Raw genomic sequence first — 14,866 nt, forward strand, 5'->3', positions numbered from 1 at the left:
ATGACCGAGCGCTTTAATGTAGAAAATCTCGCGTGTATGGCCATTTGCTACCGTCCTGATGGTCGTTAACTATGGCAGCGGAATGACCGCTCGTCGCCTTATAACAGCGTGTAAAAGGGAATGTTTGGGAATGCAATTATCGAATGATTTGAATGCGTGACAAATCCCCTCTGTTTGTATAATTAATTTTCAACCTGCTGATCTTCCTAGAATTTCATAATTCTTTTCGGAGCTTTATCCGAAACCTTTTCACTTCCCGAAACCTTAAGTTTGTCATTACTTACGATAATATTTGTTTCACTTGATTTCTGAAATCGGTCGAGTTTTTCCTAGCCAACTGCGAATTCCTACTACCTTCAAATGGGCTTGTTCTTTGCGCTTTAGGCTTAGCGCATTCCTACTATGAAGGAGCGTAGAAGATGGTCTTGGAAATTTACCCGACAGTGCAACGTCAATCCGGAGGGGAATGGCGTTCCTTGAAATTGGCTGGCGCCGCTTTATCGTTGGTAGCGGCCATAGCATTGGCTTCGCAAGCTCTCGCGGCTGACGCGGAAAAGCCAAAGCCTGCCTCGGAAGCCACCAAGGCGGCGAACAATGCGTTGCTCAAAGAGTTGCCGTTCAACGACAAGACATCCTTTGAATTGGCGCATAAAGGATTCATTGCTCCCCTGCCGTCGACGGTCATTAAAGGCGCCTCCGGGAATGTAATCTGGGATCCAACCAAATACGGATTTATCAAGGAAGGCGAGGCAGCACCGGACACGACCAACCCCAGTCTCTGGCGGCAGTCGCAGCTGATCAACATCTCTGGCTTATTCGAGGTGACTGAAGGTATTTACCAGGTTCGCAACTATGACCTGTCGAACATGACCATCGTCGAAGGCAAGGACGGCATCACTGTTTTCGATCCGCTGATTTCCACCGAAACCGCCAAGGCCGCACTCGATCTTTACTACCAGCATAGGCCGAAAAAACCGGTGGTAGCCGTGATCTATACCCACAGCCATATCGACCACTACGGTGGTGTACGCGGCGTGATTAACGAAGAAGATGTGAAAGCCGGCAAGGTGAAGATCTACGCGCCTCTAGGCTTCATTGAGCATGCCGTGGCCGAAAACGTAATGGCCGGCACCGCCATGAGCCGCCGTGCCAGCTACCAGTACGGCAACCTGCTGCCGCCTTCACCTACCGGTCAGTTGGGCGCAGGTTTGGGTACCACTACCTCGGCCGGTACGGTGACGCTGATCCCGCCCACCGACATCATCAAGACCACGGGTGAGTCCCATGTAATTGACGGCCTGACCTATCAATTCCTGTATGCGCCTGGCAGTGAAGCGCCGGCCGAGATGCTCTATTACATCAAGGAAAAGAAAGCCCTCAATACCGCCGAAGACTCCACCCATACGTTGCACAACACCTATTCCCTGCGGGGCGCCAAGATTCGTGACCCGTTGGCCTGGTCGAAGTACCTGAACGAAACACTCAAGCTATGGGGCGATGACGTGCAGGTGATGTATGCCATGCACCATTGGCCGGTCTGGGGCAATAAAGAGGTGCGCGAGCAACTGTCTTCCCAGCGCGACATGTATCGTTATATCAATGACGAAACCCTGCGCCTGGCAAACAAGGGTTACACCATGGTCGAGATCGCAGAGCAGTTCAAACTGCCGAAAGGGATCGCGAACAAATTTTCCAACCGTGGCTATTACGGATCGGTGAACCACAACGTCAAAGCCACCTATGTTTTGTACCTGGGTTGGTTCACCGGCAACCCGGCCACGCTGAACGAACTGCCACCGGAAGAAGGTGCCAAGCATTACGTGGAGATGATGGGCGGCGAAGAGGCGCTCCTGAAGAAAGCCAAGGAGTATTACGATAAAGGTGAGTTCCGCTGGGTTGCCGAGGTGGTCAACCATGCGGTATTCGCCAACCCGAGCAGCCAGGCGGCGAAGAACCTGCAAGCGGATGCCCTGGAGCAGCTGGGTTACCAGGCCGAGAGCGGGCCGTGGCGTAACTTCTACCTCACCGGTGCCAAGGAGTTGCGCGATGGTGTAATGAAGCTACCAACTCCCGATACCGCCAGCCCGGATACGGTACGGGCAATGGATCTGGATCTGTTCTTCGACTTCTTAGCCATGCGTCTGAATGGCCCGAAAGCGGAAGATAAACATCTATCGCTCAATTTTGATTTCACCGATCTCAAGCAAAAATATTCTGTGGAGATGGTCAATGGCGTGCTCAACCACACGGAGGGCGTGGCAGCAAAAGACGCCGATGCGACGCTCAGTTTGACCCGCGATACGCTGAACAAGATCGTGCTAAAGGAAACAACGCTAAAAGATGCTCTGGCTTCAGGTGATATCAAGGAAGAAGGAACCAAGGGCAAGCTGGAGGAGCTGGTGTCCTATATGGATAACTTTGATTTCTGGTTCAACATCGTCACGCCGTAACGACCGAGTCAGTTGATGTAGGTCTGCGGTAGCGGTTCAAAATGCCGCCGCAGATCAGCGTCACCCCAATATGTCGACAATGGAGCGTTCTCATGCGATTCAAAGCACTCGCTGTACCGTTGTGTGTGCTGTCGTTGGCCCTTTCCGGCTGTGCCAGCAAGTACGTGGACCCCGAGCAGTACTCCGGATTCCTCGGCGATTACAGCGTCCTGAAGGAGGAGAAATCGCCTTCCGGTGCAGCTGTCATGCGCTGGATTGATCCGAAAGTCGATGTCAGCGAATTCACCAGCGTTTACGTCGAACCCAGTCAGCTCTTTCCCAAGCCGCAACCTACCGCAAAAATCCCGCAAAAGACCCTCATTGGCATCACTCAGTACTACGATCAGACTTTGAAAAATGCGTTTTCCAGCGCACTTCCGCTCGCCAGCGGCCCTGGGCCGGGCGTGCTGGTGGTACGCCCGGCCATCACCGCGGCCAGTGCCAAGACCAAGGGACTGCGTCCGTATGAAGTGATCCCGATTGCCTTGGTGGCTGCTGGTGTCAGTGCCGCCACCGGCATTCGTGATCAGGACACCAGCCTCGCGACCGAAGCCGCGTTTCTCGATGGAAGTGACAACAGATTAGTTGCCGAAGTAGTGCGCAAGGGCGCAGGTGCTGATCTCGACAACTCCGCGCAGGTTCTGGAGGCCAAAGACTTCAAAGCAGTGCTCGATGTCTGGGCACGGGACATGGTCAAGTCTTATGAGCAGTTGAAGAAATAGCGCCAACTACGGCCACCTGACCTGAACCTGCCAAGACTGGTGTCACGCAGGTGGCCGTTCTAACGAAAAGCGTTTGGGTCAAGGTTTCGCAGAGGACGCGTCATGCACACAAGCCGCTACGCTCGCCGTTTCCAGGTTTCTTTCTTGGCACTCAGCCTGGGCTTGCTCGCCGGCAATACGTGGGCTGGGGGCATTCTGATTTACGAGGCTGGTCAAGAAGGTAACGGCCTTGCCAATGCCGGGGCCGCCGCAATGGCCACCGATCCTAGCGTACTCATGAGCAACCCCGCCGGCCTTACAGAGCTAAAGGGCACCCAGATCAGCGCCAATGGGCAGTTGATCCTCGGTGACATGCGGTTCTCTCGTGACAGCAACAACCAATTCAATGGCAACGAAGGCGGCAACGCCCTGCATTATTTGCCGGGCGCCAGTTTCTTCGTCAGCCACCAGATCGACGATCGTTCGGCCATCGGCTTTGGCATGTACGGTAACTTCGGTCTGGCTCTGGATTACGATGACGATTGGGCTGGCCGCTACTTCAACCAGGAAGCGGCGATCATTGGTGTGTCATTCCAGCCGACATTAGCGCACAAGTTCACAGATGATCTGTCCATTGGCATCGGCCCACGCATCATGTACGCCTATTACCGCAATGAAACGGCGATCAACAATAACCTGCTCGGACTGCGCGACAGTCCAGATGGTCAACTCGAATACAAGGACACCGACGTCGGTGCCGGCATCAATCTTGGCCTGCTCTATCGCTTGAGCGAACGCACGCAGATTGGCCTGGCTTACACCAGCAAGATCGATTTGGAATTCAAGGACAGTCCCAGCGTGCGCAAAGTCGACAATCCGATCATCAATGCCGCTTTACGGCGCTTGGATGTCGACTCACTGGAACTGGACATGTCGGTGCCGCAAACCGTGCTGCTCAGTATTGCCCACGACCTTGATCCACAATGGAAACTTCTGGGCAGCCTCGGTTGGCAGGACTGGAGTGAGTTCGGCGAAATCGGCGTGGAGGTCGACGCCAATGCCGCCGACGTCAGTCGAACTGCCAACCGCCAGTACAAAGACACTTGGCACGCCTCGATCGGTACCCAGTATCAGGCCACGCCGCGCCTGCGTTGGAGCGTGGGCCTAGGCTATGACAGTTCGGCCGTGGAGGATAAAGACCGAACCGTCGATAACCCGATGGGCGACGCTTGGCGTGTTGCGACCGGGATCAATTACCAGATCGACGACGGACTGGACTTACATGCGGCTTACACACTTGTGTGGCTAGGCGACATGGATGTGGATCAGACCAAGTCACGTTCGGACACCACCTTATCGGGCACCTATAAGAACGCCGCGTTGCACATCATCGGTGGTGGTGCGACGTGGCGGTTCTGAGGACGATCAAAACCATGCCTTGAGTGTTTGAACACTTTTTGTCTTGGTGCAAAGCGGATTTATTGACTTCCAAAGGACGTCGAAATGAGCGCTGTGATGAAAAAGGTCAAACATGAATTCCTGAAAGTGCTTCCACCCACCATCTTCTTTTTCGTTATCTTGCATATAGTCGCATTGATTCGTTCACTTATGATCAAAGGGTCTGGGGTCGATCTTCCGGTTTCAGCCTCGGTGCTGATTGCGGCCCTCATACTCGGAAAGTCTGTCTTGGTCGCGGATATGCTGCCCTTCATCAACCGTTTCCCCGATAAGCCGCTGCTCTGGAATATTATCTGGAAGACACTCATGTATGCATTGGTGGCGCTGATCGTCCACTATCTGGAGCGGCTCTACGACTACTGGAAAGAAGCCCCGAACCTCATGGAAGCGAACTCCCTGTTATGGGCTTCGATGAACTGGCCTCGTTTTTGGGCGGTGCAGATTTTGCTCATCACGCTGATATTCATGTATTGCGTTATCGCAGAGTTAGCGCGTGTAATCGGAAAGGATCGGCTAAAGGTTATGTTCGTCGGGCCGCTTCCGCCTATACAACGCTAGAGTGCCGAACTGTTTACGAATCAAGGATCCGCGACCACTCGGGGCGAACGCTTTGGGTAGCTATAAGTCGAGATCGAACGTCTGCTTTTGGCCGAAAGCGGACATTCACGACGATCCGCTTCTGGCCAAAAACAGTCGAAAGCATTCATCGAATGGCACGATTGTGGCTACCTTTGACAAGATCAAATGACCAAGCGCAATGAGAAAACCCCAATGCAGCACGAAGCACAGCTAAAAACCCTGCTCACTCAGAATCCTGTAAGGATGAAAATCCTGCGCATAGCTCGCGATCTGAACTTGCCGGACTGCTGGATTGGCGCCGGCTTCGTGCGCAGCCTGGTGTGGGATCATCTGCATCAGCGCCAGTCTTCAGCGCTGCGCGCAGATATCGATATCATCTGGTTCGACCCGGCACGTGCCAGTGCGCAACCGATTCGACACTGGAAGGCACACTATCGAGCCTCTGTAGCGAATTGAACTGGTCTGTAAAAAATCAGGCTCGAATGCACTTGCGCAACGCCGATGCTCCCTATCGCTCCGCTGCCGATGCAATGACCTATTGGCCCGAAACCGCAACCGCCGTCGCTGCCAGACTTGATCATCACGATGAGATAGAGGTTTTGGCGCCGTTCGGGCTGGAAGATCTGTTCTCGCTGGTGGTGCGGCCAACAGAGCGATTCAGAATCGAAAAACATGCCATGTTTCTGGACCGCATTCGAGCCAAAGCGTGGCGTGAGACTTGGCCCGACTTGATGTTTGTCACGGAGCGATGAGTTCCCCCCCCCCCGCCGGTTCTTGCCAGGTACGGCCATTCGCAGACAGCAACTTCTAAGGCTATGATCGCAACATTCCAGACTCTCCCGAACCCAACCCCATGCCCACCTCAAAAACCCGCCCTACCGCCGCCCCGCTCCTCAATCCCGGCGAATCCGTGGTCCTGTTCGACGGCGTCTGCAAACTCTGCAACGGCTGGGCACGCTTCCTGATCCGCCACGACCACCAACACCGCGTACGTCTGGCCGCCGTGCAATCCCCCGAGGGTCAGGAGCTTCTGGCATGGGCCGGCCTCCCCATCGACCAATTCGACACCATGGCCGTCATCCGCGACCGCCACTACTGGGAACGTTCCGACGCCTTCTTCGAAGTCATCCGCCAATTACCCGCCCGCTGGCAACCGTTGCAGTTGCTGCGCGTTTTCCCCCGCAGCCTGCGCGACTGGGCCTACGACCGTATCGCGCTAAACCGCTATCGCCTGTTCGGTAAATACGACACCTGCCTGCTACCCACTCCGGACCATGAACAGCGCTTCCTGAAAGCCGCAGCACCTACACCAGAAAGCTGAACAACTGCACCGGCGTCATCTTCGTGACCATCATCAGCACGATGACAAACATTCCGGCAAAACCCATCACGCCCATCCAGAACCATTTCCGGTACACGGCTTGATACTGCTCATCCAGCGCCGCGCCCACTTCGTTCGCACTCGCCGCCATCACGCACAGGCGTTTCTGCAACAGCAGCACCGGCAACCACAGCGAGCCGACGCAGAAGAAGATGATCAGCGACATCAGCACCCACTCGGTACTCATGCTCAGCCCAGAAAGCCGCATCAGCAGATAACCGGTGATGATCTGCACGAAACCGGCCGGCGTGGTGATCCACGTGTCGAAGCCGACGACCATGCGCGCGACGTGGGCGATCACTTGCGGGTTGCGCGTGCGGCTGGCGGCGATCAGGTAGAGGTAGGAGCCCATGCCGAAACCGAACAAAAAAATCGCGGCGATGATGTGCAGGTATTTCAGGCACAGGTAGAGCATGTCAGCGCTGCCCGTCCGAGAAGTTCACGACCAGACTCAGGTTGGCCGGGTCGTTGATCGCGGCCATGTACTCGGCGACGCTGATTTCGCCCACGCACGGTCGGGCGCCGGCGGCCGGTACGTAGCCCGAAGCCATTTTTGTTGCCAGGGCGACGGCGGCGCAGCTGGGGATTTCCGGGCCTTTGTCGTTCAGGGCGGTGAGTTGCGCGGTCATCGACAGCGGTTTGCCGTCAAACCCAAGGCCCCGAACGTCGATGTACATCGCGCTTTTGCCATCGCCGAAACGCTCGAAGCGCAGGCCCAGTCGATGCAGTCTGCCGGCCCACAGCGCATGGTCGCGCACCAGCCCCACCTTGAGAGCCTGCGCCAGCAAGCCGTTGGCGATGCCGCCGAGTTTCAGCCCGGCGCCGGCCTTGAACTTCAGGGTCTGCGCGCCATAACGGCTGGCGAAGATGTCCATGTCCGGGACATCGACGTTGGCCAGCAGCCGGGTGCCCATCTGCGGCATTTTGCGCAAGGTCAGGTCCAGCCAGCCGGACACTTCATGCACCTTGCCGTTCTTCAGCTGTTTGATCGGCTTGCCGGCATAGGCGAGTACGCCTTCGATGGTCGACAGCCCCGGCATTTTCGCCGATGAGGAAATGCCGTGTTCGATCGAGTCGATGCGGGAAAAGCGCTGGCGCTGTTCATCGATGATTGCCGACGACAGCGTTGGGACCGAACTGCAACCGCTGAGAATCGCCACGCCGGCCAGTTTCGCCCGCGCATCGAGCACGTCGATGCCATTGACGAAAGTTCGGCAGTCGGCCAGATCGCAGTAGTTCACGCCCGCGTCGATGCAGCTCTCGGCGACGGCATAGGATTGCCCCTGAAACGGCCCGCCGGTGTGGACGACCAACTGAATGTTCAGCGCCCGCAATGCGTCTTTGAAATCGGCGCCCATGGCATCGCCGCACCAGCCTTCGCAGACATTGCCCGATTGACCATTCAGTTCATCGACTTTGCGCTGCAATTTTTGCGGATCACGGCCGGAGAGTACCAGGCCGATCTGCGGCATCAACGCCAGATGCCGGCACACGATGCTGCCGAAATTTCCGTAACCACCGACCACCATCACCCTGAACGGCATGCAATTCTTCCCTAAGTCATTCCATCACACAGGCGTGCAGGATATAGGGCCGAACGTCGGCAAGCCATTCAGATCAAAGCGATCGCTCAGGCGTCCATAGGTGGTACTGGCAGATCCAGATTGAGGAGCACTCATCGGCAAGTTGACGAACGGTCTGTCGAATGTTCAGATGCCGGCCAGTTTCAGGTGTCCCATGCCGCCGTGCATGGGGTGAAACGGGAAACCGGTACGTTCTTTTCGAACCAGTCCGGTGCTGCCCCCGCAACGGTATGCGCGTGATGCTTTCGATACACCACTGTGGCCAGACGGCCATGGGAAGGTGAAAGCCTCGATACGCGCGAGCCCGGAGACCGGCCTGGAATTTCGTTTGGCAAAATCCTGCGGTGGGCGGGCATGGGCCGGTATTGGCTGTGCGCGATGCCTTCTCTTGCATGCTCTTCTGCGAAGATCCTTTTCGAGAAGACAATGATTCGACCTTTCAACACTTCTGCTCCAACCCTTTTGTGCGGCTGCCTGTTCAGCCCACTGCTGCTGGCCGACGACGCGCCGCTGGAACTCAATCAGCAAATCGTTTCTGCACCGTCGGTGGAGTCCACCACTGTCGCCGAGATGGCGAAGTTCGGCAGCAAGGTCGAGATCGTCAGCCGCGAGCAGATCGAACGCGCCGGCCCCAGCGCCGATGTCAGCCGCGTCATGCAGATGTTCATTCCCGGCTTGTACGTAGCGCCGAAAAACGGCCCGTTCGACTACGGCACCTATTCGCTGCTCGGCGGGCGCAACGACGACACGCTGATCCTGCTCGACGGCGTTCGATTGAACAATCGCCTGTACGGCGGCCTCTATCTGGACACCCTGCCGGCCAACGCTATCGAGCGCATCGAAGTGCTCAAGGGTGGCCAGAGTCTGTTGTTCGGCACTCAGGCCGTTTCCGGCGTGATCAACATCGTCACCCGCAGCCCGCAATCGCGCAAAACCTCTGGCGAAGTGAATCTGGGCGCCGACAGTTTCGGCGGCACCACCGAAGACGCGCGCGTCGAGAACATCTTCACGAACGGTTTCGGCGATCTCGGTCTGCTGGCGTATGTCAGCCACAACGTTTCCGACGGTTACCAGCCCTATCGCAACCGCGACATGAAAAACATCAGCGAGAAGCGCCGCGCCTACGAAGTCACCACGTTTGGCGGCAAGGCCATTCAGTCGTTCGGCGAGGATGCGCGGCTGGAACTGTTCTACCAATACGCCGACGCCAACCTCGACTTCGCCCGCCCGGTCGACAACCACAACACCACCAACGACCGCGTGCAACAGATCGCCACGGCGACCTTCGAGCAGACCATCAATGAGCGCCTGAGCTACTTTGTCAAAGGGCATATCAACGACTGGGACACGCGCTACACGCGGGTCAACAACGTCGTCGGCGGTGGCACCAAAGTCATTAACCACAACGACTATTGGGGCTTCACCGATTGGGGTGTGCAGGCCGAAGGCAAGGCTGAACTGCCCGGCGGCCATGTGCTGGTGTTCGGCACCGACAACCAGTGGTTCAAGGGCCAGGACGATGTGCTGATCATCGACAACGACAAGGCTGAAGCCCATGCGTTCTACACGCAATTGCGCCCGCAGATCGACGCCCTGCCCGACTGGCACCCGAGCATCGGCGTGCGTCATGAAGCCATGAGCGGCGGCGACAGTGCCACGGTCGGCATGCTCACTTCGCTGTATGACCTGAATGACAACTGGTCGGTGCGCGGTCAGTACGGCAGCGCTTACAAACTGCCGAACGCCGAGCAACTGTTCGTCAACGAACCGGGCGACGAGATCGGCAACCGTAATCTCAAACCGGAAAAAAGCCGCAACGTTGAACTCGGTGTCGACTACAAAGGCTTCTTGCTCGATCGCGAATTCAGCGCCAGCGTGACCCTGTTCAAACGCAAGATCGACGACTTGATCACCCTCGACGGCATTCAGTGGGTCAACGGTGAAGGCACGATCCAGATGCGCGGTTTCGAGGCCGACGCCAAACTGGCGCTCAACGATCAGTGGAGCCTGCAAGCGGACATGACGCGCAACCTCACCGAGTCGCGCACCGGTGTGACGATCAACGACATTCCAAGCTTTTTCGCCCGCTCGCGGGTGGGTTATGAATCGGAAAACCGCCTGTGGGGTGCCGGCGCTGCGATGCGCTACATTCGCGACATCAAAAGCTCGAAGCAAGTCGAATACGGCAACTATTCAGTGGTCGACGCCGACGCTTATCGCTACCTCGACAACGTCCACCAACACCGCGTAAGCGTGCTGGTAGAGAACCTGTTCGGCCGTGATTACGTCACCAGCCGTTCGAGCAACGTCGATAACCTCGGCCGGCCGTTCACCACCGAAGTGCGCTACACGTACCGCTTCTGATGAGTGAAATCACAACCGTCGACGGCGTCGACACGCACCCGGACTGGTCGCACGTGCCCGAGCATGCGCGCCATGTGTTCCTCTGCACCGGCCCGCGCTGCACCCAGCGCGGCGCCTTGCAGTTATGGAAAACCCTGCGTCGGCATTTGCTGGCGCACGATCGCATCGAGACGCCAGGCGGCGTCTTGCTGACCCGCACGCACTGCCAGTTTCCGTGCAATCTGGGGCCGATTGTGACGGTGTACCCGGAACGCTGCTGGTATGGCGTGCACAGCCATGAAGATGTGCAGCGATTGGTCGAGGGGCATCTGGTGGGCGGGGAAATTGTCGCGGATTTGCTGATCAAGGCGCGGGGATGAGATCGATTATGTTGGCGCTTGGCGCCCTGCTCTGCTCAACGCCAGTGCTCGCCGACAGTTTCAGCAATTGCGGCGAGGACTGGCACTTTGCGACAACACCACCCTCGCGAATTGTTGCGCTCAACCAGCATGCGGCCGACATTGTGTTGGCGTTGGGCGCGGGGTCATCGTTGGTCGGGGTCGCCTATCTGGATGACAACGATGCCGGTCAGCGGCAAGCCGATTATTTCGGCGTGCCGGTAATCGCGCGGCAGTACCCGGCCAGCGAAGTGCTTTACGCTGCGAAGCCGGATCTGGTGATCGGCGGTTTTGCCACGGCGTTCGGCGACGGGGTGACCTCACGCTCGGGACTGGCGCGCAATGGCGTGGGTTCGTATCTGCTGGAATCTGCCTGCAACGGGCACTCGCTGGACTATTTCGCGCATGTACGCCATGACCTGCTGACGCTGGGCAAGCTGCTGCACCAGCCGCAAAAAGCCCAAGCGTTGATCGACTCCATGGAAAAGGACCTTGCCAGCGCCCGAGCCTTGGCCGGTGCCGGTAAACCGTTGTCCGTGTTCTATCTCGACAGCGAAGTCAAAGGCCTCGACAGCGAAGGTCAACGCGGGTTTGTCACCCCGCTACTGGCCGCCGTAGGGGCACGCAATGTGCTCGCCGACATCAACCTCTATCGAGTCACCGTCAACAGCGAAACCCTGCTGGCCAGCGACCCGGACGTAATCCTGCTGGCCGACGCCGAATGGTCGCCCGCCAGGCGCAAACGCTATCTGCTGACCCACGACCCGGTGTTGTCGCAACTGCGCGCGGTGCGCGAGAACCGCATCATCGAGATCCCTTTCACCCACCTGCTGCCGACTTTCAACAGCGGCCGCGTAGCCTTGCAACTGGCGCGGCAGCTCAATGCACTGAAGAAAAATAAATGAACCCGTCGCACCGCACGCCACCTAACGAACAGACCATCAGGAGGTAGCCAATGCAAATCGAAACCGTGTGGATCGTACTGGCGGCAGTTCTTCTGCTAATCGAACTCTGGGCCATCAATCGGGTGCGCAAGAGTGAGGGGAAATCGAGCAACAAAGGTGTATGGATTGTGCTGATCGTGTTTGTGCCGCTGTTCGGCTTGATTGCCTGGGCGTTGGCGGGGCCCAAGCATGTCAGTCATAACGCGTCGTCGTAACCTGATTCATTCGCTGTCGTGCGGGGCTTGCCACCGGCAGCGCCCCGCTGTTCAAGCTCGATTTAACTGGCGGGCACCAGCGGCGGCATCTCCTCCATCTGCGCCAGCGGCACTTCACTGCTGCCGGGGGTCAGAATGACCTTGCGGCAGTTTTCCTCTTTCTTGTCAAAGATCTTGTAACCCTCGGCGGCCTGCTCAAGGGACAGTCGATGAGTGATGATCGCTTCGGGTTGCAATGCGCCGGTTTCGATGTAGCCGAGCAACTCGGGCAAGTAGCGCTGCACATGGGTCTGGCCCATTTTGAACGTTAGTCCTTTGTCGAAGGCATCGCCAAACAGAAAGCCGTGGATGAAGCCCGAATACACGCCCGGCACGCTCACTACCCCACCTCGACGCACGGCAGCAATGCACTGGCGCAACGCTTTGCCGCTGCTGCCTTCTAGCTTGAGGGTGGCGAGGATCGTTTCGGTGGTGCTGCCCTTGGCTTCAAACCCTACGGCATCAATTACTGCATCGACGCCACGACTGCCCGGAGTCTGGCGAATGATGGTATCTGCCGGGTCATCGTCGTCATCGAAGTTGATCGGTATCACGCCGTAGGTGCGTTGCGCGTAGTCAAGCCGATATGGGTGGTGATCGACCATGAAAATGCGCTCGGCGCCGAGCATCTTCGCGCATGCCGCGCTGAGCAGGCCAACCGGTCCGGCACCATAAATCGCAATGCTTGAACCCTGACCGATGCCAGTATTGGTCACGGCTTGCCAGGCGGTTGGCAGAATGTCCGAAAGGAACAACACCTTCTCGTCCGAGAGTGTCCCCGGCACTTTGAACGGCCCCATATTGGCCTTCGGCACCCGCACCAGTTCCGCTTGGCCTCCAGGGATTCCACCGTACAGACGGCTATAGCCAAACAGCGCGGCGGGTGGCGGGATGATTTTCTTGTTCATTGCCGAGCCGGGGCCGGTATTGGTGGTTTCGCACGCGGCATACAGTTCCTGCTGACAGAAAAAACAGTCGCCGCAGGCAATCACGAACGGAATCACCACCCGGTCACCGCGCTGCACTGCGGTCACCGCCGAACCGGTTTCCTCGACGATGCCCATGAACTCATGGCCGAAGATATCGCCATGCTCGACCGTCGGGATCTTGCCCCGATACAGGTGCAGATCCGAGCCGCAAATCGCCGTGGCCGTCACCCGCAGAATGATGTCGTCGGCGGCTTCCAGTTTCGGGTCCGGCACGTTTTCGACTCTGACGTCATGGGCGCCGTGATAGGTCATTGCTCGCATGGTGAGTTCCTCGATCATTTGAGTGAAATGGCTGCTGTTTCCATACGGCAGGGCAACGCCAAAACGAGTTCAGAAGGCTTTCGCACATTCGGATCAGCGGGCCATGAATTGCTGCGAAGCGGTGATCTGCAATGCCTGCGCTCCCCGCTTCATGCAGGCTGCACGAAGGCTTTTTGCCTCTGACCGCGCAAGCCCTTGATCCATAGCGCTTGAACATTTGCCACGAACTGGCACGGCAAATGCGGTTGAGTCAGGGCATTCACAGATCCGTGAGAAAACGGCCTGTGTCCACTCCGTGACAGCAGAGGCAATCCCATGAACGCCATCGACCTTCTCAAAGCCGATCATGCCAAAGTCAAAGATATCCTGAGCCAACTGAGCGACTCGACCGAGCGCGCGCTGAAAAAACGTGTCGAGCTGCTGGGCAAGCTGGAAATGGAAATTTCCATCCATACCCGACTCGAAGAGGAAATCCTCTACCCCGCCTTCAAGGCCGCCGGCAGCAAGGAACAGGACGTCATGTATTTCGAGGCCAAGGAAGAACACCGCACCGTCGACTCACTGGTGCTGCCCGATCTGAAGCTGACCGACCCCGGCACACCGGAGTTTTCCGGTCGGGTGAAAGTGGTCAAGGAACTGCTTGAACACCATATCGAAGAGGAAGAAACGGAAATGTTTCCTCAGGCGAAAAAGCTCTTGGGCAAGGAAAAACTTGAAGAACTGGGTGCGCAGATGGAGGCCATGAAGGCCAGTTGCAAAAAGGAAATGGCCGCCGGAAACATGGCTGCTTAACCCGTTGAAAGCTGACGAGCCCGGCTTTCGCCGGGCTTTTTTCCGGTTGCCACTCGGCCCCCACCGCCCAGAGCGTTTTTTTCAGAATTGCGAAGGCGCTTGATTTAGACTTGGCGACTTTTTGCAGCAAGGGATTTGCACATGCAACGCATCGTCATTCTGGGCAACTCGGGCAGCGGCAAATCCACCCTTGCTCGCGAGATGGGCAGGCGCCTGGGTCTGCCAGTGATTCACCTCGACCCGCTGTTCTGGGAACCGGACTGGGTAGAGCCGGACAATGAAGTGTTCCGCGAACGGGTTCGCCAAGCCGTGGCGGGCGACGCCTGGATCTGCGAAGGCAATTATTCGCGGCAAACCCTCGATCTGCGCCTGCCCCGTGCCGAGCTGGTTATCTGGCTGGATACGCCACGGTTGACCTGCATCAAGCGGGTCATTCTGCGCAGCGCACTGAATCGCCCACGCGCTGATTTGCCGTTGGGCTGCACCGAGCGTCTGAACCGAGCCTTTCTGCATTTCCTGAAATACGTGTGGAATTTTGACCGTATCAATCGCCCGAGCATTGAAGCAATACGTGCTACCGTCGGACCGCAGATCCCGGTCATTCACGTGCGCGGCCCCCAGCAGATTTCAGCGTTTCTGGCTGAACTGGCCGATGTGCGAAAACCTCAATGCACCCGACGCTGACACACTGACA

At 57.4% G+C, this 14,866-nt stretch carries 14 protein-coding genes, 1 pseudogene and 1 riboswitch; of the genes and pseudogenes, 12 read left to right on the forward strand and 3 right to left on the reverse strand.

All coding sequences use genetic code 11. From position 1 onward, the window contains the following. The first annotated feature begins 419 nt into the window (after positions 1–419). The 6 genes and pseudogenes from ACI514_RS12510 (at position 420) to ACI514_RS12535 (ending at position 6,548) form a co-directional block, all read left to right on the forward strand. Positions 420–2,450: an alkyl/aryl-sulfatase gene (locus ACI514_RS12510; protein WP_405123945.1), complete on the forward strand. Its 2,031-nt coding sequence runs from the start codon at positions 420–422 to the stop codon at positions 2,448–2,450. Positions 2,451–2,542: 92 nt separating this feature from the next. Beyond that, positions 2,543–3,211, forward strand: a complete 669-nt coding sequence (locus ACI514_RS12515) for a DUF3313 domain-containing protein (protein ID WP_405123946.1) — start codon at positions 2,543–2,545, stop codon at positions 3,209–3,211. A gap of 102 nt (positions 3,212–3,313) precedes the next feature. Next, positions 3,314–4,609 carry an OmpP1/FadL family transporter gene (locus tag ACI514_RS12520; RefSeq protein WP_405123947.1) on the forward strand — a complete coding sequence of 432 codons (1,296 nt, stop codon included), beginning with the start codon at positions 3,314–3,316 and terminating at the stop codon, positions 4,607–4,609. A gap of 84 nt (positions 4,610–4,693) precedes the next feature. Continuing rightward, entirely contained in the window at positions 4,694–5,206 is a 513-nt protein-coding gene (locus ACI514_RS12525) for a hypothetical protein (RefSeq protein ID WP_405123948.1), read from the forward strand. A 213-nt stretch (positions 5,207–5,419) separates the two neighbouring features. Beyond that, positions 5,420–5,979 (forward strand): annotated as a pseudogene (locus ACI514_RS12530) (nucleotidyltransferase family protein). 101 nt (positions 5,980–6,080) lie between these two features. Further along, positions 6,081–6,548 (forward strand): thiol-disulfide oxidoreductase DCC family protein, encoded by a 468-nt coding sequence (locus ACI514_RS12535; protein ID WP_405123949.1) that lies wholly within the window; start codon positions 6,081–6,083, stop codon positions 6,546–6,548. Here the strand turns inward: ACI514_RS12535 and ACI514_RS12540 are convergent. Both ACI514_RS12540 and ACI514_RS12545 read right to left on the reverse strand, forming a co-directional pair. Continuing rightward, complete coding sequence (locus ACI514_RS12540; protein WP_405123950.1) at positions 6,532–7,023, reverse strand: DUF2269 family protein; 492 nt, start codon at positions 7,021–7,023, stop codon at positions 6,532–6,534. The genes ACI514_RS12535 and ACI514_RS12540 overlap by 17 nt on opposite strands. A 1-nt stretch (position 7,024) precedes the next feature. Further along, a complete protein-coding gene (locus ACI514_RS12545) occupies positions 7,025–8,152 on the reverse strand; it encodes a saccharopine dehydrogenase family protein (RefSeq protein WP_405123951.1) in 1,128 nt (375 codons plus the stop codon). A 167-nt stretch (positions 8,153–8,319) separates the two neighbouring features. Further along, positions 8,320–8,526: riboswitch (cobalamin riboswitch) on the forward strand. A gap of 91 nt (positions 8,527–8,617) precedes the next feature. Between ACI514_RS12545 and ACI514_RS12550 the strand changes: the two genes are divergently transcribed. The 4 genes from ACI514_RS12550 to ACI514_RS12565 are packed head-to-tail and all read left to right on the forward strand — an operon-like array spanning position 8,618 to position 12,091. Then, on the forward strand, positions 8,618–10,555 hold the full coding sequence (locus tag ACI514_RS12550; RefSeq protein WP_405123952.1) for a TonB-dependent receptor plug domain-containing protein: 1,938 nt from the start codon (positions 8,618–8,620) through the stop codon (positions 10,553–10,555). Continuing rightward, complete coding sequence (locus tag ACI514_RS12555; protein WP_160057578.1) at positions 10,555–10,914, forward strand: ferredoxin; 360 nt, start codon at positions 10,555–10,557, stop codon at positions 10,912–10,914. The genes ACI514_RS12550 and ACI514_RS12555 overlap by 1 nt, the downstream gene beginning before the upstream one ends. Next, positions 10,911–11,837 (forward strand): ABC transporter substrate-binding protein, encoded by a 927-nt coding sequence (locus tag ACI514_RS12560; RefSeq protein WP_405123953.1) that lies wholly within the window; start codon positions 10,911–10,913, stop codon positions 11,835–11,837. Before ACI514_RS12555 ends, ACI514_RS12560 begins: the two co-directional genes overlap by 4 nt. A gap of 50 nt (positions 11,838–11,887) precedes the next feature. After that, entirely contained in the window at positions 11,888–12,091 is a 204-nt protein-coding gene (locus tag ACI514_RS12565; protein WP_160057576.1) for a PLD nuclease N-terminal domain-containing protein, read from the forward strand. 62 nt (positions 12,092–12,153) lie between these two features. Here the strand turns inward: ACI514_RS12565 and ACI514_RS12570 are convergent, their stop codons facing one another. After that, positions 12,154–13,380, reverse strand: a complete 1,227-nt coding sequence (locus ACI514_RS12570; RefSeq protein WP_405123954.1) for a zinc-dependent alcohol dehydrogenase — start codon at positions 13,378–13,380, stop codon at positions 12,154–12,156. 315 nt (positions 13,381–13,695) lie between these two features. Between ACI514_RS12570 and ACI514_RS12575 the strand changes: the two genes are divergently transcribed. After that, entirely contained in the window at positions 13,696–14,172 is a 477-nt protein-coding gene (locus ACI514_RS12575) for a hemerythrin domain-containing protein (RefSeq protein ID WP_034155440.1), read from the forward strand. Positions 14,173–14,313: 141 nt separating this feature from the next. Continuing rightward, the gene (locus tag ACI514_RS12580; protein WP_160057574.1) at positions 14,314–14,856 is read left to right on the forward strand and encodes an AAA family ATPase; all 543 of its coding nucleotides are present in this window, start codon (positions 14,314–14,316) and stop codon (positions 14,854–14,856) included. Positions 14,857–14,866 lie beyond the last annotated feature (10 nt).

Origin of the sequence: Pseudomonas sp. M20 (genome assembly GCF_045037865.1) — a bacterium.
Lineage (GTDB): Bacteria > Pseudomonadota > Gammaproteobacteria > Pseudomonadales > Pseudomonadaceae > Aquipseudomonas.

Coding starts and splice junctions, on each gene's coding strand:
- ACI514_RS12510 (WP_405123945.1), top strand. CDS start 420: ATGGTCTTGGAAATTTACCCGACAGTGCAACGTCAATCCGGAGGGGAA.
- ACI514_RS12515 (WP_405123946.1), top strand. CDS start 2,543: ATGCGATTCAAAGCACTCGCTGTACCGTTGTGTGTGCTGTCGTTGGCC.
- ACI514_RS12520 (WP_405123947.1), top strand. CDS start 3,314: ATGCACACAAGCCGCTACGCTCGCCGTTTCCAGGTTTCTTTCTTGGCA.
- ACI514_RS12525 (WP_405123948.1), top strand. CDS start 4,694: ATGAGCGCTGTGATGAAAAAGGTCAAACATGAATTCCTGAAAGTGCTT.
- ACI514_RS12535 (WP_405123949.1), top strand. CDS start 6,081: ATGCCCACCTCAAAAACCCGCCCTACCGCCGCCCCGCTCCTCAATCCC.
- ACI514_RS12540 (WP_405123950.1), bottom strand. CDS start 7,023: ATGCTCTACCTGTGCCTGAAATACCTGCACATCATCGCCGCGATTTTT.
- ACI514_RS12545 (WP_405123951.1), bottom strand. CDS start 8,152: ATGCCGTTCAGGGTGATGGTGGTCGGTGGTTACGGAAATTTCGGCAGC.
- ACI514_RS12550 (WP_405123952.1), top strand. CDS start 8,618: ATGATTCGACCTTTCAACACTTCTGCTCCAACCCTTTTGTGCGGCTGC.
- ACI514_RS12555 (WP_160057578.1), top strand. CDS start 10,555: ATGAGTGAAATCACAACCGTCGACGGCGTCGACACGCACCCGGACTGG.
- ACI514_RS12560 (WP_405123953.1), top strand. CDS start 10,911: ATGAGATCGATTATGTTGGCGCTTGGCGCCCTGCTCTGCTCAACGCCA.
- ACI514_RS12565 (WP_160057576.1), top strand. CDS start 11,888: ATGCAAATCGAAACCGTGTGGATCGTACTGGCGGCAGTTCTTCTGCTA.
- ACI514_RS12570 (WP_405123954.1), bottom strand. CDS start 13,380: ATGCGAGCAATGACCTATCACGGCGCCCATGACGTCAGAGTCGAAAAC.
- ACI514_RS12575 (WP_034155440.1), top strand. CDS start 13,696: ATGAACGCCATCGACCTTCTCAAAGCCGATCATGCCAAAGTCAAAGAT.
- ACI514_RS12580 (WP_160057574.1), top strand. CDS start 14,314: ATGCAACGCATCGTCATTCTGGGCAACTCGGGCAGCGGCAAATCCACC.